Raw genomic sequence first — 24,778 nt, 5'->3', positions numbered from 1 at the left:
TAGCGCAAGTATGGTTGCAAACGCCGGGGGCAAAAAGCTGTCGTCACTCCCCTTTCCGGCGATCGTCGGACAGGACGAGCTGAAACGAGTGTTGCTCGCCGTCGCGGCCAACGACGGCCTCGACGGTGCCCTGATCACGGGCGAGAAAGGGACCGCAAAATCCACCGCGGTACGGGCGCTTGTCGATCTCCTGCCCGAACAGCGGGCCGTCGCCGACTGTCCATATGGGTGTTCGCCCGACGACTCGAGCCAGCAGTGCGAGGACTGCCGCGAGCGCGACCCCGAGGAGTTACCGGTCGAGACGCGACCCGTTCCGCTCGTCACTCTCCCGCTCGGTGCGACGCGAGACCGCGTCGTCGGCACCCTCTCGGTCGAGGACGCGCTGGCCGGCGAGGCCGACTTCGATCCCGGCTTGCTGGCCCGCGCGAACCGCGGGATTCTCTACGTCGACGAGGTCAACCTGCTGGACGACCACCTCGTCGACGTGATCCTCGATGCGGCCGCCAGCGGCGTCAACACCGTCGAACGCGACGGGATCAGCGTCTCCCACCCGGCGGACTTCACTCTGATCGGGACGATGAACCCCGAAGAAGGCGAACTTCGGCCCCAACTGCGCGATCGCTTCGCGCTGCAGGCCACCGTCGAGGGCTGTCGCGAGATTGACGACCGCGTCGAGATTATCGATCGGACGCTCGACCTCGACGACGGACCAGGCAGCGATCCGGATCCAGCGACAGCGTACGCCGACGAGGTTGCAGCCCTTCGTGACGACCTCGCGGCGGCCCGCGAGCGCCTCGCAAACGTCGAGCTCCCGAACGATTTCAAAGCCGAGATCGCCGACCTCTGTCTCGCAGCCGGCGTCGACGGTCACCGGGGCGACGTCGCGACGGCTCGAACCGCCATGACGCTGGCCGCACTCGAGGGCCGCGAGACGGTCATCGAGTCGGACATCCATGAGGCGGCGACGTACACGCTCCCTCACCGGCTCCGGAGCACCCCCTTCGAGGACGAACCGGATCTGGACGATCTGCTCGAGGACCGCTTCGACGAGGAATCGCCGGATGAGGCCGACAGCGAGGGTGACGGGGACAACGATGACGGTGACGGTGACGGCGACGGCGATGAGAGCGATCTGGAACCCGAAGCCGGGGAAGGAGACGAAGGTGGCGACCACGAGGCGGCAGACGACGCGAGCGACGGCGGCGATGGCGAGGAGAGCGACGACGGCCCCGAACGGGGACCGGAGCGCGGGGAGCAACCGGCTCCAGCGAATCAGTCACCGGCTGAGACCGGCGACGGAGGATCGGACGACGACTCGAGCGATCGGGACTCCGAGTCGGACGAGTCACCCCACGATGAGGAGGACGAAACCGCCCAGCCGCTCGTCCCAGGCCAGCAACGCGCCGAGATCGGCGAGGCGGCGGCGCCGGACCTCGAGACGCCGACCATCGACGGCACTGAGGGTCCGACCGCGACGGGGTCGCGGGCGAGTACGGCACCGAGCACGGACAACCGTGGTGCGCGCGTCCGTACCGAGCCCGCCTCGGGTGAGGGCTCAATCGACGCCGCGGCGTCGGTCCGGTCGGCGGCAGCTCGCGGCGAGTCCCGCGTCGCAAAACAGGACCTCCGGCAGTCGGTTCGGGCCGGCGAGACGTCGGTGACCATCGTCTTTGCCGTCGACGCCAGTGCCTCGATGCGCCCGGCGATGCGGACCGCCAAGGGCGTCGTCCTCGAGTTACTGCGCGACAGCTACGAACACCGCGATCAGGTCGCGTTCGTCGCCTTCGCCGGCGAGGACGCCGACGTCTTGCTCCCGCCGACCGACAGCGTCTCGCTGGCCGCCCGCCACCTCAAGGACCTCCCTTCGGGCGATCGAACACCGCTGCCGGCAGGACTCGAGACCTCGCGGCAGGTCCTCGAGCGTGCCGACACCGACGCCGCGGTCGTCGTCCTCGTCACCGACGGTCGGGCGAACGTCGCCGACGGGAGTCCGACGGCTGCGACTCGCAAGGCAGCTCGTGCGCTCGCAATGGATGATACGCGCGTGATCGTCGTCGACGCCGGTGACGACTCCCGTGCCGGCCTCTCGGAACTCGTCGCGAACGAGACCGACGGGGAGGTGGTCGATCTCTCGAGACTGTCAGTCGAACGGGTTCGGGCCGCCGCCGAGCGCGTGGCCGACGAGAGCCAGCGCTCATAAGACAGGACAACCGCCCGAAACGAAGGTGAAGGCGGATCAACACCCCTTTGAACTCCCTCGGCTGTTATCCGACGGAAATCGATGACGGGGGATGAGCAAGTCGCCGACGGATCCGTCGGTGATGCGGTCGAATACGGAATCGACGAACAGCCGCCGCTGGGTGAATCGGTGGTGCTTGGAGTCCAACACTACCTGACGATGGTCGGCGCGAACATCGCGGTGCCGCTGATCCTGGCTGACGCGATGGGAATGCCACCCGGCGTGACCGCCCGGTTCATCGGAACCTTCTTCGTCGTCTCTGGAATCGCGACGCTCGCCCAGACGACGTTCGGCAACCGGTATCCGATCGTCCAGGGCGCGCCGTTCTCGATGCTCGCGCCGGCGCTGGCCATCGTCGGCGTCGTCACCGCCGGCGGTGTTTCGGGCCAACCGAGCTGGGAGGCCGCGCTGGTACAGCTTCAGGGGGCGATTATCGTCGCCGCACTCGTCGAGGTTGCGATGGGCTACTTCGGACTGGTCGGGAAACTCCGCCGGTATCTCTCCCCGGTGGTCATCGCGCCGACGATCGCATTGATCGGTCTGTCGCTGTTCAGCGCCCCGCAGATCACGACGGACGAGCAGAGCTGGCTCTTGCTCGGACTCACGCTCGGGCTCATCCTGCTGTTCTCACAGTACCTCGACGTCAAACACAAAGCGTTCCGGCTCTATCCGGTGATTCTCGCGCTGGTCATCGCCTGGGTCGCCGCGGCGTCCCTCTCGGTGGGAGGTGTGATCGGTGACGGGCACCCGGGCTATGTCGATCTCGGCGCGGTCGCAGCCACCCGACCGCTGCTGCCGATCTATCCCTTCCAGTGGGGAACGCCAGAGATTACGACGGCGTTCGTCATCGGGATGTTCGCCGGCGTGCTGGCCTCGATCGTCGAGAGTATCGGCGACTACTACGCGGTGGCAAACATCTCGGGGGCGGGCGCGCCAAGCGAGAAGCGGATCAACCACGGCATCGGCATGGAAGGGCTGATGAACGTCTTTTCGGGAATCATGGGGACCGCCGGCTCGACCTCGTACTCTGAAAATATCGGCGCGATCGGCCTGACCGGCGTCGCCTCCCGGTACGTCGTCCAGATCGGTGCCGTCGTCATGCTGTTCGTCGGCTTCATCGGCTACTTCGGACAATTGATCGCGACGATCCCCGATCCGATCGTCGGCGGACTCTTTATCGCCATGTTCGGCCAGATCGTCGCCGTTGGCATCTCGAACCTGCGTCACGTCGATCTCGACTCCTCGCGCAACACCTTCATCATCGGCTTCGCCCTCTTCGTCGGGCTGGCGATCCCGGCGTACATGGGCAACTTCGAGAGCACGATCGCGTTCCGCGACGCCGTCGGGCTCGAGGCCATGATCGGCGCGACCGGCCTCGCGAACACGGCTGTCGCGGCTGGAGTCGAAGCCGCGGCACAGGCCGTCGTCGACACTATCTTTATCATCGGCTCGACCGGGATGGCCGTCGGCGGACTTGCGGCGCTCGTCCTCGACAACACGGTCCCGGGAACTCGCGAGGAACGCGGTCTCGCGGCGTGGGATCGCATCTCCGAAGACGACTCCGAATTCGACTCGGTCTGGGACCGCTGGATTCGAACCGAAGCCGATGACTAATACTGCCGGACAACACGGCTCACACATCGATCGAACTCGAGACACGATCGAGTGTTCACTGACTGTTGTCAGACAGTATAAGCGGGGATCGGTCGTATAAACATACCTTCGTAGCCCGGTTTTCAGTCCGTGCTACCGCAACCCGGTGTTCTAAGAGCGAGCAGCCACCAACCACTGTATGGCAGCACTCGAGCTCGACGACGGGACGATCCATTATGAGACGACCGGTGACGGCCAGCCGCTGGTGTTCGTCCACGGCGGGTGGATGGACGGAACGGCCTGGCAGCCACAGGTCGAACACTTCGCCGACGAGTACCGGACTATCACGCTCGACGTTCGCGGCCACGGCAACACCGGCGCAACTGACGCCGACCAGTACTCGATCGAACTCTTCACTGACGACCTCGAGGCGTTGTTTTCACACCTCGAGGTCGAGCGGCCGATCTGCTGTGGGCTCTCTCTGGGGTCGATGGTCGTCCAGGAGTATCTGGATCGCCACCCGGATCGTGCGGCGGGTGCGATCCTTGGCGGGGCGGTGCGGTCGATGCCGCCGGTCGAACTGCCGACGGGGATGAAGCCGTTCTGGTCGCCGCTGCCGGCGGTGTCCGCATCGCTGTCGATGACGGGCTCGGCGGGGACCTTCCAGTCGATGCTCCAGTCGATTCAGGCGACGACTGGCCAGCGGTGGCTGTCGGTCGACTCCGCGGTCAGAGCCGAGGCGATCGACACTGTCGGTGACATCCCATCGGCGGAGTATCGCAAAATCTTCGACGCGCTCTACCGGTACGACCCACCTGAGCTAACTGGCGTCGAGACGCCGACGCTCGTCGTCCACGGCGAACAGGAGGCCCCGCTCGTCAAGCGACAGGGTGCACAGATCGCCGCAGCGGTCGCCAACGGCGCACGCGTGGAACTGGCCAACTCGGGCCATCTGGTCAATCAGGACCGCCCGCGTGCGTTCAACGCGACCGCGGCTGACTTTCTCGACTCCCTCTCCGCGGCCTAGCCGGCACCAGTCATCGAACAGCGGTCTCGGCTCGAGTCGGGTCCGGTTGCTCCACCGGAGTGGCCCGGTACCACGAATCGGAGCGGTCGGTTGAGAGTCCGAGATCGGATGGGGGTCACACGAGTCGTGGTCGTTCCAATGTGATTTGGCACCACCACAAAGGCGACGGCACCGCTAGTTGAGCACACCCTTGGCCTATGAGTAGCCAACGCCCGGACGCCAGCAGCGTCGACCCCGTACCACCGACTGACCACTGGAGTAGTGTTTCGAAACACGTCTTCAACAGCTACGTCGAAGCCAACAACGCCCTCTTCGCGGCAATGGGGCTGACGCGCTCGCGCGAACCCTCGTCCGACACAGACACGACGACCTCGGGGGCGGTCGGCGAAATCGCGTTCGGCGACGAGAACTGGACCATGGAACGCTCGACCGACGATGCCGACGCACTCGGTGTCGGCGACTACGTTCGCTTTCGGAAGCCGATCGCGGACACGGACGTCACCGCGTTCGCACAGGTCTCGGGCGATGCCAACCGGCTCCATCTCGAGTCCGAGTTCGCCGAGGAAACGCAGTTCGGCGGCCGAATCGCCCACGGCACGCTCGTCGCCGGGACGATTAGCGCCGCGTTGGCCCGCTTTCCCGGCGTGACGGTCTACCTCTCGCAGGACCTCGAGTTCACGGGACCGGTCGAGATCGGTGAGACGGTCACGGCAGCGTGTGAGATCATCGAAGACCTCGGCGACGATCGGTTCCGGCTGCACACGACGGTCGTCGACGAGAGCGACGAGACGGTCATCGACGGCGAGGCCGTCGTCATGATCAACGAACTCGAGTAGCCGTCCCCCACCACCCTCTACCCGAACGGGAGAGGGCGCGATCGACCGGTAGTGACAGTGTAGCCGGCGAATCTCTCGTTCCGGCGACGTGTCGACAAAACACAAAGCAGGTGCTTCTCGGGCGTGAGCGTCGTGACGATGACGGACGACTCGCACGTGACCGACCGGCGACGACGGACAAGCCACAGTCGCCGGCAGGTGCTGCAGGCGGTCGGCGGCGCGACGGTATCGATCGCCGGGCTCGCAGGCTGTCTCGGCCAAGGCGGGGCAGGCAGAACCGACGAGATCCCCCTCGCCGAGACCGGCCTCGAGCAGACCGTTCCCGGCGGCGTCGCCCAGTTCAGACACTCGCTCGAGCGGTGGGGCTACTACCCCGACGCGACGGTACCCGACGAGGTGACACAGGACTGGCGGTTCGACGAACTCAACACGGGGTCGCACACTGCAGCGAAGGCCAGCGCCGTCCCGCTTCCGGACGACGGGGTCGTCTTCCCGGGTGACACCGGCTATCTCATCGCCCTCGACGCCGACGGTGAGGAGCGCTGGCGAACCGGGACGGACACCGAGGGGAGAGGGATCCACGGCACGCCGGCGGTCGCCGACGGTCGCGTCTACGTTGGCGCGTACGACGGCGTGTGCTACGCCGTCAACGCTGAGACGGGCAATATCGACTGGCAGACGAAACTCGGCGGCTCGATCGGCTCGAGCCCGCTGTATCACGACGGACGGCTCGTCGTGGCAGTCGAGTACCCCGATCCGGAGGGGAGCACGTTCGTCGTCGACGCGGAAACCGGGGATGTCGTCTGGGAAGATCCCGAGGGCCGGCCCACCGACCACCCTCACTCGACGCCGGCGATCGACCTCGCCGCCGGTCGCCTCGTGTGTGGTTCGAACGACGGGGTGCTCTACGGATGGTCCTATCCAGACCTCGAGTTCCAGTGGTCGTTCGAAACCGAGCCTCGCGATAACGACGGCGAGATCAAGGGGCCGATCGCGACCTACGACGGTGGAGCCTATTTCGGCTCGTGGGACCACCGCGTCTACCGGGTCGATCTCGAGGACGGCTCCGAAGACTGGTCGTTCGAGACGGGGGATCTCGTGATGTCGGGGCCGGCGATCGATCCCACGCTGGATACGGTCTTCATCGGCAGTCACGACAGCAACCTGTACGCCCTCGATGCCCAGTCCGGCGAGCGCCACTGGTCGGTCGAGACGGACGGCTGGCTCTACGGTTGTCCGACCGTCTGCGACGATCGTGTTCTGGTTGGCTCGAGAGGAGGGACAGTCTACGCGCTCGAGAAACGCACCGGCGAGATCGTCTGGACGGTCGACAACGACGGCATCGTCTCGAGTACGCCGCGCGTGATCGACAGCGCGATTTACTACGCCGAACGTGCGCCGAACCCGCCGGAAGACGGTGAGGGCCCGACGGACGAGGGGATCGACACCGACGGCGGCGGCTACAAGCTCGTGGCCACCGAGTGAGCGAGTCAATGATATCGGGCCGTCGATTGCCAGTGGTGTCTCGCCGGTAGCACGTCCTGTACTGTCATACCAGACGGCACAATTCTAATGGTCATCGTCGTCCGAATGGAATCAGTGGTTTCCTGGAACCGCACGCTCTCGGTCGTCGGTGGACGGCGTCTCGTCGTCGTCCTTGGCGTCCTCTATGTCGGGCTCGCAACAGGGTTGGCACTCACTGAACTGACAGTGGGGACGCCGCTTGGCAACGTGTTCATTACGTCGCTGCTCATCGCCGGTCCCGGGGCCGTCCTCCTCTATGGAGGCTATCGAGTGCCCACGTTCGACATCGACCCCGTGTTCTACACGACGATCGCGGGCTGGTGTCTCAGCGGCTTCGCGGCAATGATCGCCGTCCTCGTCGTCTACAGCCTCCAGCCCGGCGAGGTCGTCGACGAGTTGTCGACGATCCTCATCCTGACGGCACTCGCCACTGTTGCCGGCTTCGCTTCCGGGATCTACGATGCGAAGGCCAAAACCCGAACACGCGAACTCGAGGCACGCAACCGAGAACTGCAAGCCACGCAGACGGAACTCGAGGAGACGGTGACCCGACTTGAGGAGGTCAACAGGAAGCTTTCGGAGTCGAACCAGCGTCTCGAGCATCATCAGGCCTACACCGATCGCGTGCTCAACGCCATCGACGACATTTTCTACGTGCTGGACCCCGACGGCACGCTCCACCGGTGGAACGAGAGTCTCTGTGAGATCACGGGGTACTCGGACTCGGACGTCGCGTCGATGACCGCTCTGGATTTTATCGACAGCAACGATCACGAGCGCGTCACGAGTGCGATCGCCGAGGGGTTCGAAACGGGGAGCGTCCAACTCGAGGCGACGCTCCGTACCAGCGCAGGCGAGCAGCTTCCCTACGAGTTCGCCGCCTCGAGAGTCGAGACACCTGGCGGCGAGCCGGCGCTTGCGGGCATCGGTCGCGATGTCTCCGAACGCATGGCGCGCGAACGCGAACTCGAACGCCGAGCTAGCCAGCAACAGGTCGTCGCCGATCTCGGCCAGCTCGCCCTCGAGACCGACGATCTGGACGAACTCATGCACGACGCGAGCCGCCAGGTGGCGACCGTCCTCGACACCGACTACGCCAAAGTACTCGACCTCGACGATGCGGGCGAGGAACTCTTGCTCCGCCAAGGCGTCGGCTGGGACGACGGACTCGTCGGGACGGCGACGGTGGCGGCCGTCGAAGCCAACTCTCAAGCCGCCTACACCCTCAAGCAGGATCGGCCGATCGTCGTCGAGGACCTAGAGACGGACGGTCGGTTCAGCGGTCCCGCATTGCTAACGGATCACGACGTCCGCAGCGGCATTAGCACCATCATCGGCCCGGTCGACGACCCGTGGGGGATTCTCGCCACGCACGACACCGAACCGAAACGGTTCACCGACGAAGACGTCAGCTTCGTCCAGAGCGTCGCGAACGTCCTCGCCGAGACGATCGAGCGACAGCAGTACCGGACCGACCTCGAAGACCTCGTCGTCGATCTCGAGGAGTCTAACAAGCGCTTAGAACAGTTCGCCTACGCGGCCTCCCACGACCTGCAGGAGCCGCTGCGAATGGTCTCGAGCTACCTGCAACTGATCGAGCGCCGATATGGCGACGAACTCGACGACGACGGACAGGAGTTCCTCGCGTTCGCCGTCGACGGGTCCGAGCGCATGCGCGAGATGATCGACGGCCTGCTCCAGTATTCGCGCGTCGAGACGCAGGGCGATCCGTTCGAGCCGGTCGATCTCGAGGCCGTCCTCGAGGACGTGCGCAAGAACCTGCAGATGAAAATCGACGAGCACGGAGCCGAGATCACGGTCGAGGACTTGCCTCGCGTCGAGGGCGACGACGGGCAGTTGCGCCAAGTGTTCCAGAACCTGCTGTCGAACGCGATCGAGTACAGCGGCGAGCAATCCCCTCGCGTGCACGTGTCGGCCGAACGCGACGGGACGACGTGGACGGTCTCCGTCGCCGACAACGGGATCGGCATCGATCCCGACGAACAGGACCGCATCTTCGAAGTGTTCCAGCGGCTCCACAGCCGCGAGACCCACAGCGGCACCGGCATCGGGCTCGCGCTCTGTGAGCGGATCATCGAACGCCACGGCGGCGAAATCTGGGTCGACTCCGAACCCGGCGAGGGCGCGACGTTTTCATTTACCCTGCCAGCAGTCGGTGCCGCGTCCGACCGCGAGACCGGCGTCCGGTCGGTATGAGGCAGTTGTCGGCGAGAGAGAGTGAAAGAGGGGACTCGAGAGCCGACAGCCGTCAGTCGGCACGCCGTTCGGGCGCTCTCGACTGCTCGACCCGGAGCGGATCGCTCACAGCCGTCGCGGTCACCATCCGCAGGAACTCGCCGGCGTTCGTCAGCAGCTTGTTCTCCGCCTTCCGAAGGTGTTCTTCGTACGTCGACCGGGCGACGGCTGTTCGATCGGCCAACTCACGCAGCGACGTCTGTCGTGGCTGCTCGTAGTAGCCGCTCTCGAGAGCCAGCCGGAGCGCCGCCAACTGTCGGTCGGTAAGATCCTCGAAGAGTCGATCGACCGGGGCCAGCATGCTGTGGGGAATTCCCTGTTCCGAGATGGCAGTCTTGGAGAGGACGTCGATATCCCGATCCGCCTCGAGGTCCCGGATGAGGTCTCGCACGTCGGCCTCGTCAAACGCGATCACCGTGTAGTGTTCCCAGCCCTGGCGGTGAACCGTCGGCGGCTGATACAGACAGTTGTGCGCCTCGAACCGGTCGATGATCGACTCCTCGAGCGAACAGAGACACGCCTGCGTGACGACGTGCAGCCCGCTCTCGTCGATCGATCGGTGCAAGATCGTTCCGAGTTCCTCGAGGTCGGCGAGTAACTCGTCCGTCGGCGTTTCCGCGGACGTGATCTCGAGTACCTGACAGTCGCTCAGATACCACTCACGGATCGTCAGATCCGGATAGCGTTCCGAAAGCGCCCGGTAAGGACACTCGTGTTTCACTCGGAACGAGGCCTCGTACAAGCTCATGTGCTCTCCTTCGGTCGATAACGATGTAATGGTGCCGGTCATGACCGGCAGTACCTATATTCGAGACTAGTTCGTACGGATGACCACGAATGATCGACGCGAACGCGAGCGACAGGAACAGATGGCTGCGAACTGACGAGACTCGATCCGAACGCGAGCTGGACGCCACCCGCTGTGTGATCGTATAATCCATGAGCGAGACGACCGAGCTGACACAGGGAATCCGAGAACACCTCGGACAGTTCTCGCTGCACGTGCTGCTGGTCTTTGCAACCGGCCTAACGATCGGGTCGGAGCGCACTGTCGTCCCCGTGCTGGGCGAGGACGTCCTCGGCGTCGAGTCGTTTTTCGTCATCGGCTCGTTCGTCGTCTCCTTCGGCTTCGTCAAGGCATTGCTCAACCTCTATGCCGGCAAGTGGGGCGAAGAATACGGTCGGAAGCCGGTGCTCGTCAGTGGCTGGCTCACCGCGCTGCCGATTCCGGTGATCCTCATTTTCGCACCCAACTGGTGGTGGATCACCGTCGGGAACGTCCTCCTGGGGATCAACCAGGCGCTCACCTGGAGTATGGCGATCAACGCCAAGATCGACCTCGCGAGCCCCGATCAGCGCGGCCTTGCCGTCGGGATCGACGAGGCCTTTGGCTACACCGGCGTCGCTGTGGGTGCGTGGCTCACCGGTGTGATCGCCGGCCAGACCAGCCTCCGGCCCGAGCCGTTCTACTTCCTGGCTGCTGTGGTGGTGCTCGCGTTCCTGATCTCGATTTTCCTCATCAAAGAGACGGTTCAACTCGCCCACCTCGAGGGCGACGACGACCACCACGATGCGAACCTGCCGTTCAACGAGGTGCTAAAGCGCGCGACCTACGGCGACAAGACGCTGTTCGCGGCGGCCCAAGCCGGCCACATCGAGAACTTCGTCGATACGCTGTTCTGGATCGCTGTCCCGCTGTATCTCACGAGTCAGGGTCTCGCAATCGAAGCTGTCGGGGTCGTCGTCGGGGTCCACAGCGCGATGTACTTCCTCCAGATCGGCACCGGCGGCCTCGCAGACCGCATCGGTCGCCGCCCGCCGGTCATCGTCGGAATGTTCCTCGCCGGCGCAGGCGTCCTCGGGATGGTGTTCGTCGATAGCTACCTCCCGTGGGCAGTCTTAGCCGCCGTTTCCGGGCTCGGCATGGCGCTGCTCTACCCGAACCTGATGACGGTCCCAAGCGATGCCGCCCACCCGACCTGGCGGTCGGCAGGGATGGGCGTCTACCGGATGTGGCGCGACGCCGGCTACGGCGTCGGCGCGATCCTGATCGGGCTCTCGATGGAGTTCGTAAACCTCGAGGCCGCATTCTACATGACCGCCGCCTTGATGTTCGTCTCCGGAGCAATCGTGTCTCTCTGGATGGAGGAGACCCATCCGGAATTCGGGACGCACGAACCACCGGCCCCTGCTCGAGAGACGTCGACACAGGCTCCTGCTGAAGACTAACGACTCTCTGCAGCAGGCCTCCTATCTCATCGGCGAAGTATAGTCCACAACTGCGAACCAACCGGAAAACGGATGGGCGCTACAGGATTTGAACCCGTGACAGCTTGGTCCGAAGCCAAGTACTCTGTCCAGACTGAGCTAAGCGCCCTCACCGATTTGTTCCCGACGGACCCGTATAAGTCACTCGATTTTCACCGGACTCGACAGTGATCGACACACCCACTATCGGTGATTTTCATCCGCTGATAATCACCGACGGGGACCTTGAGCATGAGGTTCCAAGGCCGACACAGACCATGACGGAAGCCGAGGCCCCGATGCCAGGCGAGGCGCAGTCCGGCACGACGCCACTCGAGTTGCTGGCCGACGAGGAGGACGTCTGGACCGCCGTTCCCGTGGACGCAAGCGACGACGAGCGAGTGAGCGAATGGCTCGCGGTCGAAAGTGATCTGCTCTGTGATCTCGAGGAGTGGCGCTGATACGGGCTCCTGTCAGGCAGTGCCTGTGCACCCGCGACCGTCCTGCGGGCCCACCGGGACATCGGGACAGCAGACCGTATGAAACGCTGCGCCGGGGCGGGATCCAAACACAGCTCCGGTGGCCGATCGGATAGCGGTCTGTTCTAGAGGTTCGCCACGCCGACCACAGCGGCGGATCGCACCGTTTAACCACGTTCCATGAGCATGCCCGCGTATGACAGTCGGCGAGACAGGTCGTGGGTTGCTCGAGTTGACGCGACCGATAAACGTCATCGCGGCGAGCGTATTGACGTTTATCGGGTCGTTCATCGCCGGCGGCGTGTCCGAGGAGCCGATGGCGGTCGTCGCTGCGGTCGCGGCAACAGGATTGGCAGTCGGTGCGGGAAATGCGATCAACGACTACTTCGATCGAGAGATCGACCGGATCAACCAGCCCGAGCGGGCGATTCCCCGCGGGGCAGTGAGTCCACGAGGTGCGCTAGCATTCAGTATTACACTCTTTGCTGGCGCGGTCGCCTTCGCGCTGATACTGCCGCGGTTGGCGATCGCGATTGCGACCGTCAATCTCCTCGCGTTGGTCGCATACACCGAGTTTTTCAAGGGGTTGCCCGGCGTGGGCAATGCACTCGTCGCCTATCTGGTCGGCAGCACGTTCCTCTTTGGGGCTGCAGCGATCGATGGGAGTGAGATCGGACCAGCGGTCGTGCTGTTCGTGCTCGCGGCGATTGCAACGCTAACCCGGGAGATCATCAAGGACGTTGAAGATATCGAAGGAGATCGCGAAGAGGGGCTGCACACCCTGCCGATCGCGATCGGGGAACGCCGTGCGCTCGTCGTCGCAGCCGTCTTACTCGTGGCAGCCGTCGTCGCCAGTCCGATTCCGTACCTGCGTGCGGAGTTCGGTGTCGCATATCTGCTCGTCGTCGCACCTGCTGATGCCATCATGCTGGTCGCCGCCTACGAGAGTTTCGAGAATCCGACTGCCGGCCAATCGCACCTCAAATATGGGATGTTTCTCGCCGCACTGGCGTTCATCATCGGACGCGTCGCCCTCGAGCTTTCGCTCTCGCTATAGGACACGTACGCACGATAGCAATCGACCGAAATGTGATACAACATCACATAATCGAGGGGGTTTCTAATCAAAAGTTCTATAAGCCGCTTCACGTATTTCCAACTAACACGCCGGCTACCGGGTGGGCTGTGGTACCAGCTCGTCGCCACGGCGATGGATGTGAGTATCCCGTTATGTATGACCTTGCAGATGTCCTTCCGGACGCCGACCTCGATCCAGGGACGAACGTACTCGTCACGGGTCCGCCACTGACAGGCAAACGCCAGATTGCCTTCGACATCCTCGCAAGTGGGGCAAACCGTGGGGATGGATCGATCATCGTCACCACCAAAGACAGCGCCGACAAGGTTCTCGAGGGCTTCGATACCCGTATCGACGACGGCGTCGAACCCGATGTCGGTGTCGTCGACTGTGTCACGAAACAGCGCGGTATCGGGACCATCGACGACGATCCGCGGATTAAATACGCCTCGTCGCCCGTCGACATGACTGGCATCGGGATCAAACTCTCCGAATTCCTTCAGGAGTTCTACGAGACGCGGGGGCACACCGAGAACCGCGTGCTCATGCACTCCGTTTCGACGCTGCTGATGTACTCAGATCTCCAGACCGTGTTTCGATTCCTCCACGTATTCACGGGCCGTATTCAGAGCGCCGACGCGCTGGGGCTGTACGTCATCGACGCGACGGCACACGACGATCAAACGATGAACACGCTCAAACAGCTGTTCGACGCCGTCATCGAACTCGAGGAGTCGACCGATGGCGACGAGCCAACGATTCGGACGGCTGGTCTCTCGCCCTGAGTACTCGCGGTCGTCGCTGTTTTCCCGTTCGTTGCTCACACCAGTGTCGAGAGACCGGTATTTTCACGCACAGGGCCCACGAAGGTCGGGTATGGACCAACCACGACGAGCGTTCCTCGAGACGTTGCTCACGACCGCGACGCCGTCCGGCTTCGAGACAGCCGGCCAACGTCACTGGGTCGAGTACGTCGAGGAGTTCGCCGACGAGGTGCGGACTGATGCGTACGGAAACGCCGTTGCCGTCCTCGAGGGCGGCGAGCCGACAGTCGCACTCGCCGGCCACGGCGACGAAATCGGCTTTATGGTGCGAGATATCGAGGACAACGGCGCGATTCGCATGACGGCGATCGGTGGCGCCGATCGGACAGTCTCGAAGGGCCAGCACGTCCGCATTCACACGGACGACGGTCGGGTGCCGGGCGTGATCGGTCAGACAGCAATTCACATGCGTGACCAGGAGGACGAATCGCTCGAGGACATCGACGAACAGCATATCGACATCGGCGCAAGCGATGCGGACGAGGCTGCGAAGTTGGTCGAACGTGGTGACCCGATCACCGTTGAGCAGACGATCAGCGAGTTGGAAAACGACCGCATCGCAGCACGGGGGTTGGACAACCGCATCGGCGTGTGGGCTGCGGCAGAAGGGCTTCGCCGTGCCGCTGCCGCGGACCCCGACGCGACGGTCTACGCCGTCTCGACAGTACAAGAAGAACTCGGCCTGCAAGGTGCGAAAATGGTCGGGTTCGACCTCGAGCCTGACGTCGTCGTCGCGACTGACGTCACCCACGCGACGGATGCGCCGAGCACACCCGCGGGCGAGAAAAACGGGATCGAACTCGGCGGCGGGCCGGTCATCACACGTGGCAGCGCGAACCATCCGCGGGTCGTCGAGGCTGCCCGCGAGGTCGCGTCCAACGCCGACATCGAGGTGCAGTTACAGGCAGCGGGCAGCCGGACCGGGACGGATGCAGACGCGTTCTACACGTCACGCGGCGGGATCCCGTCGCTCAACCTCGGCGTGCCCAACCGCTATATGCACACGCCCGTCGAGGTCCTCGATCTCGACGATCTCGACGCGGCGGCGACGCTCCTCGGGGAGTTCGCGGTGGCTGCTCACGACTTCGAGTTCGCGGTCGATATCTAACGTCGGCGTGCTCGAGCGACCGTGGCCGCTCTCCTCGCCGCGACCCTGAGACGTTTCACCGTCGCGTCCTTACGCCGTGGTATGACGGTCGACTCTACCGACGACATCGAGGCCGTGCTCGCATACGACACGATCGCAGTCGTTGGCTGCTCGAGCACGCCCGGGAAAGCAGCCCACAACGTCCCGAAGTACATGCTCGAGCACGGCTACGATATCGTTCCAGTCAATCCGTTCGCAGACGATATCTTCGGCCGCGAGGCGTACGACTCGCTGGCAGCCGTCGACGAATCGATCGATGTCGTCTGTGTGTTCCGGCCCAGTGAGGAAGTCAGTGACGTCGTCGACGCCGTCCTCGAGCGCGGTGACGTGAACGCGATCTGGACCCAATCGGGAATTCGCGACGACGACGCCGCGGCCCGTGCTGCAGCCGACGGTCGAACTGTCGTTCAGGACCGGTGTATGAAAGTCGAGCACCGCCGGCTGATTGCCTGAAACGGCCTGCTGCCAGTTAGTGTCGGCACGCCCGTGACTCGTCGTGTCGCTATTCGGCGGTCGCGTCGCCGGAGGCTGTGTCGGACGCTGCGTCCGCGTTCGTCGCTGAGTCGGCGGTATCAGCGTCGGTCTCGGCTTCAGCATCGTCGATCGCCGCCTCTGCAAGGACCGCTTCGCCATCGATTCCCTGCTCTTCTGCAATCGCGAGCAAGAGCGCGCGCTGTTCGGTGAGCTGGTGGTCCATGCGCGTGACCGTCTCGTGGGTTTCCTCTGCCTTCTCCTCGAGCCCCGTGATCCGCTGCTGGAGTTTCTGGACCTGCTTGTACATCGCCTCGGCCCGATCCGAGAGGGTCTGAATCTTCTTTGCAGTGCTGCCGAGTCCCATACCGGAGAGATGTGTCGTGAAACTAATGGGCCTTTTCCTCTCTGCGCTTACGGATCAGTGATCGCCGGTCGCTTCGAGCGGGTAGTCATGAGCTTCAAGCAGTCGATCGTCCACTCTCAGTCCGGTCCATCGCAACGTCTGCTTCAAAAGAACTATTCTAGTGACCGACACTCTTTTACTCGAGAAATGGGACGGACGAGTTCACTCCCGCCTTCACCACCGGGGACGCCAGTCATCGGCCACACAGCCGCGTTCGCTGCCGACCCGTTCGGCTTCGTCAGACAATCGGTCGAGTCGACCGGCGATATCTTTCGGATGGAATTGCTGGGACGTGACGTTTATGTCGTCGCTGCACCGTCGACAATCGAAACAGCGTTGTCAAATGGAGAGACGTTCGCGAAACTCGATGATTTTCGAGTCGCTTTTGACGAGGCGCTGCTCTCCGTCGAAGGAGATCAGTGGCGCCGCCAGCGGCACGCAATGGAGGACTTTTTTGCCCCGGCTCGAATCGGTGACGACGCCGAAACGATGGGGCAGGTTACAGCGAATCGTATCGAAGAGTGGCCCACCGGTGGACGCATCCAACTCGACGAGGAAATGCGCTCGATCGCACTCGAGAACCTCTTCGAGGTGGTGTTCGGCGCGTCGCTCCCGGCGACCGACATCGACGCGCTCGCGGCGGACGCCAATGCGCTCAACGGCTGGTTCGAGCCGACATCATGGGTGCTGCCGGACTGGGTCCCGACGCCGGCTCGCCGCAAGTTCCGGCGTGGTTCCGACCGCCTTCGGGACTGGGCACGATCGATCCTCGACGAGACCGGAGCCGGGCCAGCAGACGAGAGTCTCCTCGCGACACTGGCTGCGCTCCGGGACGACCCCGATTCCGAGTTCGACCAAGCAGAAGTACTCGACCAAGTCGTCGGCATGCTCTTTGCCGGCCACGAAACGACCGCGCTCGCGATGACCTACGCCTGCCACCTGATCGGCTCGCATCCCGACGTCGCTGATCGGTTTTATGCCGAACTCGACACGGTCCTCGACGGCCCCCTGACACTCGAGGATTTGTCCGCCCTCGAGTATACGACGCAGGTGATCAACGAGACGCTCCGTCTTTACCCGCCCGTTCACGCGATTCCCCGAGTGACGACCGAACGCGTCACTCTCGGCGATTATGTCCTGCCAGAGGACGCGGAGGTCCTGCTCTCGACGTGGAGCGTCCACCGCGATCCCCGATTTTACGATGCCCCGCTCGAGTTCGATCCGGGCCGATGGGTCGACACGACTGCTCGCGAGCGCGGGTTCGAATTCATTCCCTTCGGAAACGGACCTCGAATCTGCATCGGGCGACACTTCGCCCGTCTCGAGATGAAAGCCGTCCTCGCCGCGATCGGACGCCGGTACCGACTCGAGGCCACGGACGATCTCGATGTCTTCCCGAAGATGACGACCCAGCCCGACGGCTCCGTATTCGTCCAGATTACCGAACGAACCGGCCCTGTGGCCGATGGGATAGCCGACAGCTGATACGACGTTTGCAGGAGTTTCGCGTGATACAGTCCGCCGGCTCACGCCGTCCCCGCACAGCCGTTCAATTTTCGAGGCGAAAGGCCCTTAAGTACCGATCACCTATTCTGATTCGGATAGGTCGGGCAGTTAGGCCCTGCTCACTACCCGCGTATGGTCTTTAGCGGGGACCGAACGCCGCAGGCGTCCGGTCAGACCGACCGGGGCCTCGGGAGCCAACATAGAAGCCTCGTCCGTCGGGGACAGCGGTCTACGATGGCCGTCCGCAGGGACGCCCCATCGTGGTTAGCCGGCGACAGCCCATCAGGCGCGGAAGCGAGCAGTGGACCGCCGGACACCTGTCGCTCGACGGGTCGCGGGGTGGAGAAGGCAACCGAGATTCCCCCGGTCGGAACGCCGGGCAAGAGCGGTTCTCCGCATTCATACACAACGACCTTTTACACTGCACTCAGCGACGGCGACGGCAGCGTTGCTGCCGCACGCCGTCGCGTCGCTCGGTAAAATCTCGAGAGAGCTTTGCTCTCTCGGACCTCGCGGGAGCGAAGCTCCCGCTTAGGGTCGATCAAAAGCATTCCTCCTTCCGTTCGTTACACTCACATCAGTCGTCAGCCCGCTCGCTCGGCCTGCGGCCTCGCTCGCGGTTCTATCGGTAACGGCCTGCCCTCCCCCGGGTCCTGCGGCTCTCACTGTCGTTCGAGCCGCGCTCCCGGCCATCAATTTGAAACCGAGGAGATCCGTACTGTTCCGAATAGGGAACAATCGAACGGCGTTATTCGGCCGGCTGCACGACGCTCTGGCCGCTGGCGCTCTCGAACTCGAGGCCCCCCTCGAGCGTGCGGACGGGGTAGGGGATGTCGATGTCCTCCTCGTCAAAGCGTTGTTTGACCGCGGTGACGTACTCGCCGCGCGTTCGAACGAAATCGGCGCGGGATGGGTTTTCGATCCAGAAGCGAGACTGCAATCCGACGTCGGACGAACCCAGTTCCGTCAGCCGGACGGAGGGTGCGGGATCGGTCATGATGTCGGGATGGCGCTCGGCTTCCTCGACGATGATGTCGGTCGCCTGCTGGATGTCGTCGTCGTAGCCGATCCCGAAGACGAACTTCAGTCGGAGTTTGTCGGCGTCGACGGGGTTTTTGAGGGGACTCTCGGTGAGCGACGAGTTCGGGACCGTCAGCAGTTCGTTGTCGAACGTGCGCACGCGGGTCACGCGGAGGCTGATGTCTTCTACGACGCCCGCATACGTCCCGTCGTCCCACTCGATCCAGTCGCCGATGCGGAACGGCTTGTCCATGTAGATGAAGACGCCAGCCACGAAGTTCGAGATCACGTTCTGCATTGCCAGCCCGATCGCGAATGCGCCGGCTGCCGCGATGCCAGCCATCGAGACGAGGAGGTTACCGAAGCCGGCGAAGCTAAACGCGACCGCAAGCGCGAGGAACGCGACGCCAAAGCGCGTGAGCAACAACAGCGGGTTCTTGGCGTGCTCGTCGAGATCGCGTCTGTCGAGAGCCCGCTCGATCAGCGGAACGAACACCAGCCGACCGATCACCCAGATCGCTGCAAACGCGACGACGAATTTGATCGCACCCTCGGCTAACCCTGCCTGTGCCGCCGAGAGCCCCGCCTCCTCGAGCGCCCCGCCGATCAGGCCGAGCTCCGCGTTCCCACCCTGAAGCTGAAGCAGGCCCGCGGAACCGACGCTCATCGATACAACACCGCGGTATGTCCACGCGTGTCGACGAGGTCAGCGTTGACACGCTCCGCGAGGTCGGCTGCTTTCTCGTCGGTCGAGCTCCCGGCACGGGCGGCCCGCAGGAATTTCACTTTCACGAGATCTCTGTCGGTTAGCTGGTCGTTGAGTTCGTCGACGACGGCATCGACGCCGCTTTTGCCGACCCAGACGGTCACGTCGAGGTCGTGTGCGCGGCGCTTGCGTTCCTGGTTATCCATATCCCTGTGTAAGAGAGCGAAGCGGTTTCAATCTTCTCGATGCGGCACGGCCACCGGCTGTGCGACGCAGTCACGAGACCGACTGCCAACAGTCCGCAGTCAGTCGTAGGGATATCGAGCGTGGGCACCGCACTCACAAGTGATGACGACGTGGCTGTCTTGCAACCTGACGCGAGCGTTGTCTCCCGGCCGGAGGTACGCATCACACTCGTCGCACGTAAACCGGCGAAACGTCCGCGGCAGCGTGAGGCGGTTCCGCTCTGCGACCCGTCGCGCAAGACGGACGTAGTAGCGAGCCAACTCGTCGTCGCCGTCCGCTGCCGCCGCTCGAGCGAGGTCGTGAAGGCGCTCGATCCGTTCGGCAGCGATGTCCATAGCTTCCGTTTCGTGGGTGCGCCTATTGATGTTGCGCTCGAGACTGAGCCGAGACGAACGTGCCGAGTGCCACCACGAGCTGAGTTTGTTAACATCTCACAAAAAGTAACTCGAATAGAATGTACCCCTGATTGAAAAGATTCTTTAGTGTGACACGTATTGGTTTAGAGTACGCAATATTGTTATATATCAAATGAGAGGAGGTGCTACACAACGATATGAATTGGGACCCCACTCCCTCTGAGACCGGCATCAGCCGTCGTTCGTTTCTGGCTGCCGGGGCAGCGGGGGCCGCACTCACCACGAGCGGCTGTACCGACTACGTGCGCAACGCGGTCGGGAAAGCCGTCAACGGACAACTGTCGCTGTCCATCGCCACGGTACCGGCGGACGCAGATAGACAGGGCATTCAGATCGCCCGTCGACTCGAGACGGCCCTCCAACAGGCCGGAATCGACGTCTCGATCGACATGCGGTCGCCGTCGGAGTTGCTGAAAGCGGTGCTGATCGAGCACGATTTCGACCTCTACGTCGGCCATCATCCTGCCGGATACGACCCCGATTTCCTCTATGAGATGCTCCACTCCTCGTTCGCCACCGAAGCCGGCTGGCAGAACCCCTTCGGGTTCACCAACATGGTCTTCGATACGCTGCTTGAGGACCAGCGGCGAGCCAAAGGAGAGCAACGAAAGCGGCTCGTCCAGTCGGTGTTGAGATCGCTCGCAGAGTCCAAACCCTTCGAACCGATCTGTCGGCCCGACGAGTATCGCGTCGCCAGTACGGACCGCTTCGACGGCTGGGACGAGGCCAATCTCACGACTCGCCACGGCTATCTCGAGCCCGAGTCGACCGGCGATGGCAACGAGTTGCTCGCGCTCAAAACGGATGCTCGTCCAACGAGTAACCTCAACCCACTATCGGCAACGATGCGAGAGCGGGACACGATGATCGACCTGCTCTATGACTCGCTGGGAACCGTCCACGAGGGCGAGGTACAGCCCTGGCTTGCCAAGGACAACATAACGTGGGCGGAGGCGAACCCGACCGACGAGCAGGGCCCGACGCTGACCGCGACGGTCTCGCTCCACGAAGACTGTCGGTTCCACGATGGTGAACGGCTAACCGCCGAGGACGTCGCCTTTACCTACCGGTTCCTCGAAGATACGTCACTCGGACGAGCGCCAACACCCTCGCCGGCACCGCGATATCAGAGCCACATCGACGTGGTCGACCGGATTACGGTCGACGGCGAGTACGAACTGACGTTCTCGATGAATGGGAATCGAGTGGTCGGCAAACGGGCACTGACTGTGCCGATCCTGCCGAAACACTTCTGGCGTGAGCTTGTCGACCAGCGTGCAGCCGATGGCGAGTTTACTGCACCACAGGGACGGTGGATCGCTGCGACGGGCGATCACATTCCGCCGATCGGCAGTGGACCGTTCCAGTTCGAGAGTCGGACAGAGGATGATCAGCTCGTCCTCACACAGTTTGACGATCACTTCACGCTCCGAGACGATATCGAACTTCCCAGTCCATCCGTCGAGGAGCTTCGGTTTGATATCGCTCCCAACAGTGAGACGACGATCAGACAGGTGGTTGATGGCAACGCTGACCTGACGGCGTCGGCACTTGACGCCAATACGCTAGATGCGGTCCCCGAATCCACGGACATCGAGCAGTTACACCACCCCTCGCGGACGTTCTACCACGTCGGATTCAACGTCCGAAACGCACCCTTCAGCAACACGCACTTCCGCCGTGCGGTCACGCAGTTGATTCCAAAGCAAGCGATCGTCGACGAGGTCTTCTATGGACACGCAACCCCGACCGCGACGCCGGTGACAGACGAATGGGTCCCCGACCGTCTCACGTGGGACGGCGAGGATCCGGTGACACCGTTCCTTGGCTCGAACGGCGAACTCAACGTGGCGGCGGCGAAAGCGGCGTTCGAGACTGCCGGCTTTCGGTACGATGATAACGGTCGCTTGCTTGGAGGCTACTAGACGCGATGCTCGCTGAGGTGTTGACGCAGCTCGCTCTCGTCATCTCGATACTGGTGCCGGTGTCAGTCGTCGTTTTCATCGGCCGTGAGCGCCTCGCTCGGACGCGCTCGGAGTGGCGAAGCCGACTCAGGACTGCCGCCCCGGTGATCGCCGTGTTACTCTGTGTGTTACTGATCAACCGGGTCGCCAGACAGACCGCGCCTGAGCTGTCGCGACAGATCGGGTTCCATCTCTCTGGGGCGTTTTACGACCTCGAGGGAGAGTTAATCCTGATCTTTCAGTCGATCCAGACACCGGAGACGACGGCGTATTTCTCGGCTATTTACGTCTACGGCTACACGTTTCTGCTGATATTCCCGGTTATCGCATACTTTACGCTCTCCGATACTCGGATCTTCCGCCGGCTGCTGACGGCCTACGCGCTCAACTACTCGATCGGTCTTCTCCTCTATATCTTCGTGATCGCGTACGGCCCCCGGAACATGATGCCCGCCGAATTCGCTGGTCGAATGCTGTATGAAACTAATCCACAATATCAGTGGCTCACAAGCGAGGTCAATGCTAGCACCAATGTCTTCCCATCGCTTCACACCTCGATGTCGGCGACCGTCGCGGCGTTCGCATGGAAGACGCGGTCGGAATTCCCGAAGTGGCACCTCATCGCGGTCGTACTGGCGGTAAGCGTCGCGATTTCGACGATGTATCTCGGCATCCACTGGGGAATCGACGTCGCTGCAGGCACGATGCTCGCAGCGGCCTGTGTCGACCTCTCGGATCGACTCGTCGACCGCTGGTCGGTCGCGGAGCTTTCAGAGCAGTTCGCCGATCGGCTGCCCTGGCCCCAAAAACAGGAGTAATCGTCCGGTTTCACGGTCTATGATGGCGAGACATATCGTGCTGAAAGCGTCAAAACAGCCAACTCTCTGACCGACGCGCGAGCCACGTGAGCACAATACTGTTATATGCTGGCGGACAATCATGGTAGACAGACAACATGAACGGAGGACGGGCCGACCCAGAATCAAACAGCGCAGCCACCGACGGCACCGGTCCCAGTCGTCGGGCTGCGCTGGCAGCGACGGCTGGTCTGACGGTCTCGACTAGCGGCTGTGTGAGCCGACTCCGGAATCTCGTTACGAAACGCAATATCAAACAGCTCTCGCTGACGGTCACCACCCTCCCTGCTGACAGTGACAGAGAAAGTATCCGGATCGCAAACGAACTCGAGCAGATCCTCACAACGGTCGGGATCGATGTCTCGTTCGACATCCGCTCCGGGATCGACTTCAACCGAGCAGTGCTGTACGATCACGAGTTCGACATCTGTATCGGTCGACATCCGGGTGGGACCGATCCCGACTTCCTCTACGAGGCGTTACACTCGCTGTATATCGACGAATCGGGCTGGCAGAACCCGTTTGGCTACACCAACCTGGCCGTCGACGACCTGCTCGAGAAGCAACGCCACGCCGACGGGAACGATCGGCGCGACGCCGTCACGAGCGCGCTCGAGGCGATCGCACGCGACCAGCCGTTCGTCCCGATCTGTATTCCCGAGGAACACCGCGTCGTCAGAACGGATCGGTTCACCGGCTGGGCTGACGGTCATCTCGCGACCCGGAGTGGCTATCTCGGACTCGAGCCTGCGGCGGGCGTTAGGACGCTGCGCGCCGCCCACACGGATAGCCGACCGACGAAAAACCTCAACCCGCTGGCTTCCGACTATCGTGGTCGCGGAACGATCACCCAGTTACTCTACGACTCGCTGGCGACTGACGACCCAACCGGGGAGGTCCAACCGTGGCTCGCGGAGTCGTGGGAGTGGCACGGGGCGACGCTCGACGTTCGCCTTCGAAACGGCTGTGCGTTTCACGACGGCGAGCCGGTGACCGCCGCCGATGTCGAGTTCACCTACCAGTTTCTCGCAGACATGTCCGGTGACGATGACGACCGGGTCGTTCCTGCACCCCGCTTTCGCGGACAGATCGACGCCGTCGAGGCGATCGACGTTCGGAGCCGCGATCGTCTCGAGTTTACCGTCGATGCGGGGCAGGCGGTCGGCGAACGCGCCCTCCTCGTCCCGATACTGCCCGCACACATCTGGCGTGAGCGGTCAGAGAGCCCGATGGGACTGGGCGGTGGTGCGCTCTCGCAGGGCACCACGACGGCGGTCGTCACGAACAACATTCGGCCGGTCGGGAGCGGCCCCTACCAGTATGTAAATCGAACCGAGGGCGATCAACTCAGACTCGAGCGGTTCGACGGTCACTTTACGCTCCGGTCCGGCAGTGAGCAGCCGGCACCGACCGTCGACGAGTGTGTGATCGAGGTCCCACCGAACCCGGAAACGGCGATCGATGCTGTCGGAAACGGCACTGCCGACGTCACGAGTACGGCTCTTGATACGAGACTCATCGAGACTGTCGACAAGACAGACGGACAGCAGCGACTCGAGTCACCGTCGTGGACGTTTTATTTCCTTGGATTCAACACGCGGAAGGCACCGTTTGGGAACCCCCGATTCAGGCGGGTCATCGCACAGTTGATCGACAAGGAGTGGCTTGCTGAGACCGTCTTTCACGGGTATGCACGACCGGTTGCGACACCAGTTACCGAGCAGTGGGTCCCCGACAGCCTCACGTGGAACGGTCAGGACCCCGAAACGCCGTTTCTGGGAACTGATGGTGAAGTGAACGTCCGTGCGGCCCGAGCGGCGTTCGAAGACGCCGGCTTTCGGTACGACGATCGGGACCGGCTCCGTATCAGACAATAATCCTGCCGGACAATGCGGATCGCACCTGGATCACGCTCGAGACGGGATCACGGACTACT

At 63.1% G+C, this 24,778-nt stretch carries 21 protein-coding genes, 1 tRNA gene and 1 other RNA gene; 17 read left to right on the top strand and 6 right to left on the bottom strand.

Annotation, left to right across the window (positions count from 1 at the left end; all coding sequences use genetic code 11):
- Positions 1 to 10: 10 nt before the first annotated feature.
- The 6 genes from ACERI1_RS02610 to ACERI1_RS02585 all read left to right on the top strand — a co-directional run bounded on the left by ACERI1_RS02610 (position 11) and on the right by ACERI1_RS02585 (position 9,436).
- Entirely contained in the window at positions 11 to 2,200 is a 2,190-nt protein-coding gene (locus ACERI1_RS02610; protein ID WP_373616467.1) for a VWA domain-containing protein, read from the top strand.
- 81 nt (positions 2,201 to 2,281) lie between these two features.
- Entirely contained in the window at positions 2,282 to 3,853 is a 1,572-nt protein-coding gene (locus tag ACERI1_RS02605) for a uracil-xanthine permease family protein (protein WP_373616466.1), read from the top strand.
- 178 nt (positions 3,854 to 4,031) lie between these two features.
- Entirely contained in the window at positions 4,032 to 4,859 is an 828-nt protein-coding gene (locus ACERI1_RS02600) for an alpha/beta fold hydrolase (protein WP_373616465.1), read from the top strand.
- A gap of 197 nt (positions 4,860 to 5,056) precedes the next feature.
- Positions 5,057 to 5,695 (top strand): MaoC family dehydratase, encoded by a 639-nt coding sequence (locus ACERI1_RS02595; protein ID WP_373616464.1) that lies wholly within the window; start codon positions 5,057 to 5,059, stop codon positions 5,693 to 5,695.
- A 138-nt stretch (positions 5,696 to 5,833) separates the two neighbouring features.
- On the top strand, positions 5,834 to 7,180 hold the full coding sequence (locus tag ACERI1_RS02590; protein WP_373616463.1) for a PQQ-binding-like beta-propeller repeat protein: 1,347 nt from the start codon (positions 5,834 to 5,836) through the stop codon (positions 7,178 to 7,180).
- A gap of 105 nt (positions 7,181 to 7,285) precedes the next feature.
- On the top strand, positions 7,286 to 9,436 hold the full coding sequence (locus ACERI1_RS02585; RefSeq protein WP_373616834.1) for an ATP-binding protein: 2,151 nt from the start codon (positions 7,286 to 7,288) through the stop codon (positions 9,434 to 9,436).
- A gap of 52 nt (positions 9,437 to 9,488) precedes the next feature.
- On the opposite strand, the gene ACERI1_RS02580 is transcribed toward ACERI1_RS02585, so the two are convergent.
- Positions 9,489 to 10,223: a helix-turn-helix domain-containing protein gene (locus tag ACERI1_RS02580; protein ID WP_373616462.1), complete on the bottom strand. Its 735-nt coding sequence runs from the start codon at positions 10,221 to 10,223 to the stop codon at positions 9,489 to 9,491.
- Positions 10,224 to 10,414: 191 nt separating this feature from the next.
- Between ACERI1_RS02580 and ACERI1_RS02575 the strand changes: the two genes are divergently transcribed.
- Positions 10,415 to 11,704, top strand: a complete 1,290-nt coding sequence (locus ACERI1_RS02575) for an MFS transporter (RefSeq protein ID WP_373616461.1) — start codon at positions 10,415 to 10,417, stop codon at positions 11,702 to 11,704.
- Positions 11,705 to 11,777: 73 nt separating this feature from the next.
- Here the strand turns inward: ACERI1_RS02575 and ACERI1_RS02570 are convergent.
- Positions 11,778 to 11,852: transfer RNA gene (locus tag ACERI1_RS02570), tRNA-Arg, on the bottom strand.
- A gap of 148 nt (positions 11,853 to 12,000) precedes the next feature.
- Between ACERI1_RS02570 and ACERI1_RS02565 the strand changes: the two genes are divergently transcribed.
- The 5 genes from ACERI1_RS02565 to ACERI1_RS02545 all read left to right on the top strand — a co-directional run bounded on the left by ACERI1_RS02565 (position 12,001) and on the right by ACERI1_RS02545 (position 15,703).
- The gene (locus tag ACERI1_RS02565) at positions 12,001 to 12,183 is read left to right on the top strand and encodes a hypothetical protein (protein ID WP_373616460.1); all 183 of its coding nucleotides are present in this window, start codon (positions 12,001 to 12,003) and stop codon (positions 12,181 to 12,183) included.
- Between the two features lie 214 nt (positions 12,184 to 12,397).
- The gene (locus ACERI1_RS02560) at positions 12,398 to 13,258 is read left to right on the top strand and encodes a geranylgeranylglycerol-phosphate geranylgeranyltransferase (RefSeq protein ID WP_373616459.1); all 861 of its coding nucleotides are present in this window, start codon (positions 12,398 to 12,400) and stop codon (positions 13,256 to 13,258) included.
- Between the two features lie 173 nt (positions 13,259 to 13,431).
- Positions 13,432 to 14,064 carry an RAD55 family ATPase gene (locus ACERI1_RS02555; RefSeq protein WP_373616458.1) on the top strand — a complete coding sequence of 211 codons (633 nt, stop codon included), beginning with the start codon at positions 13,432 to 13,434 and terminating at the stop codon, positions 14,062 to 14,064.
- Between the two features lie 91 nt (positions 14,065 to 14,155).
- Complete coding sequence (locus ACERI1_RS02550) at positions 14,156 to 15,211, top strand: M20/M25/M40 family metallo-hydrolase (protein ID WP_373616457.1); 1,056 nt, start codon at positions 14,156 to 14,158, stop codon at positions 15,209 to 15,211.
- Positions 15,212 to 15,292: 81 nt separating this feature from the next.
- Positions 15,293 to 15,703, top strand: a complete 411-nt coding sequence (locus tag ACERI1_RS02545) for a CoA-binding protein (RefSeq protein WP_373616456.1) — start codon at positions 15,293 to 15,295, stop codon at positions 15,701 to 15,703.
- 49 nt (positions 15,704 to 15,752) lie between these two features.
- Here ACERI1_RS02545 and ACERI1_RS02540 read toward each other — a convergent pair whose 3' ends face one another.
- The gene (locus ACERI1_RS02540; protein ID WP_373616455.1) at positions 15,753 to 16,088 is read right to left on the bottom strand and encodes a DUF5798 family protein; all 336 of its coding nucleotides are present in this window, start codon (positions 16,086 to 16,088) and stop codon (positions 15,753 to 15,755) included.
- Between the two features lie 186 nt (positions 16,089 to 16,274).
- On the opposite strand from ACERI1_RS02540, the gene ACERI1_RS02535 reads away from it, so the two are divergent.
- Together ACERI1_RS02535 and ffs are read left to right on the top strand one after the other, a co-directional pair.
- Complete coding sequence (locus ACERI1_RS02535) at positions 16,275 to 17,612, top strand: cytochrome P450 (protein WP_373616454.1); 1,338 nt, start codon at positions 16,275 to 16,277, stop codon at positions 17,610 to 17,612.
- Positions 17,613 to 17,721: 109 nt separating this feature from the next.
- An RNA gene (ffs, locus tag ACERI1_RS02530) (signal recognition particle sRNA) lies at positions 17,722 to 18,033 on the top strand.
- A 348-nt stretch (positions 18,034 to 18,381) separates the two neighbouring features.
- Here ffs and ACERI1_RS02525 read toward each other — a convergent pair.
- The 3 genes from ACERI1_RS02525 to ACERI1_RS02515 form a co-directional block, all read right to left on the bottom strand.
- Positions 18,382 to 19,320 (bottom strand): mechanosensitive ion channel family protein, encoded by a 939-nt coding sequence (locus ACERI1_RS02525; RefSeq protein WP_373616453.1) that lies wholly within the window; start codon positions 19,318 to 19,320, stop codon positions 18,382 to 18,384.
- Complete coding sequence (locus ACERI1_RS02520) at positions 19,317 to 19,565, bottom strand: YhbY family RNA-binding protein (RefSeq protein WP_373616452.1); 249 nt, start codon at positions 19,563 to 19,565, stop codon at positions 19,317 to 19,319. The genes ACERI1_RS02525 and ACERI1_RS02520 overlap by 4 nt, the downstream gene beginning before the upstream one ends.
- Before the next feature lie 99 nt (positions 19,566 to 19,664).
- Positions 19,665 to 19,940 (bottom strand): ribonuclease P protein component 4, encoded by a 276-nt coding sequence (locus ACERI1_RS02515; RefSeq protein ID WP_373616451.1) that lies wholly within the window; start codon positions 19,938 to 19,940, stop codon positions 19,665 to 19,667.
- 218 nt (positions 19,941 to 20,158) lie between these two features.
- On the opposite strand from ACERI1_RS02515, the gene ACERI1_RS02510 reads away from it, so the two are divergent.
- The 3 genes from ACERI1_RS02510 to ACERI1_RS02500 all read left to right on the top strand — a co-directional run bounded on the left by ACERI1_RS02510 (position 20,159) and on the right by ACERI1_RS02500 (position 24,719).
- Positions 20,159 to 21,946: an ABC transporter substrate-binding protein gene (locus ACERI1_RS02510; RefSeq protein WP_373616450.1), complete on the top strand. Its 1,788-nt coding sequence runs from the start codon at positions 20,159 to 20,161 to the stop codon at positions 21,944 to 21,946.
- Between the two features lie 5 nt (positions 21,947 to 21,951).
- Positions 21,952 to 22,803 (top strand): phosphatase PAP2 family protein, encoded by an 852-nt coding sequence (locus ACERI1_RS02505; RefSeq protein ID WP_373616449.1) that lies wholly within the window; start codon positions 21,952 to 21,954, stop codon positions 22,801 to 22,803.
- Between the two features lie 137 nt (positions 22,804 to 22,940).
- Positions 22,941 to 24,719 (top strand): ABC transporter substrate-binding protein, encoded by a 1,779-nt coding sequence (locus tag ACERI1_RS02500; protein ID WP_373616448.1) that lies wholly within the window; start codon positions 22,941 to 22,943, stop codon positions 24,717 to 24,719.
- The last annotated feature ends 59 nt before the right edge of the window (positions 24,720 to 24,778 follow it).

This window comes from Natrinema sp. HArc-T2, from assembly GCF_041821085.1.
Lineage (GTDB): Archaea > Halobacteriota > Halobacteria > Halobacteriales > Natrialbaceae > Natrinema.
This window is presented reverse-complemented; position numbering and strand designations above follow the sequence as displayed.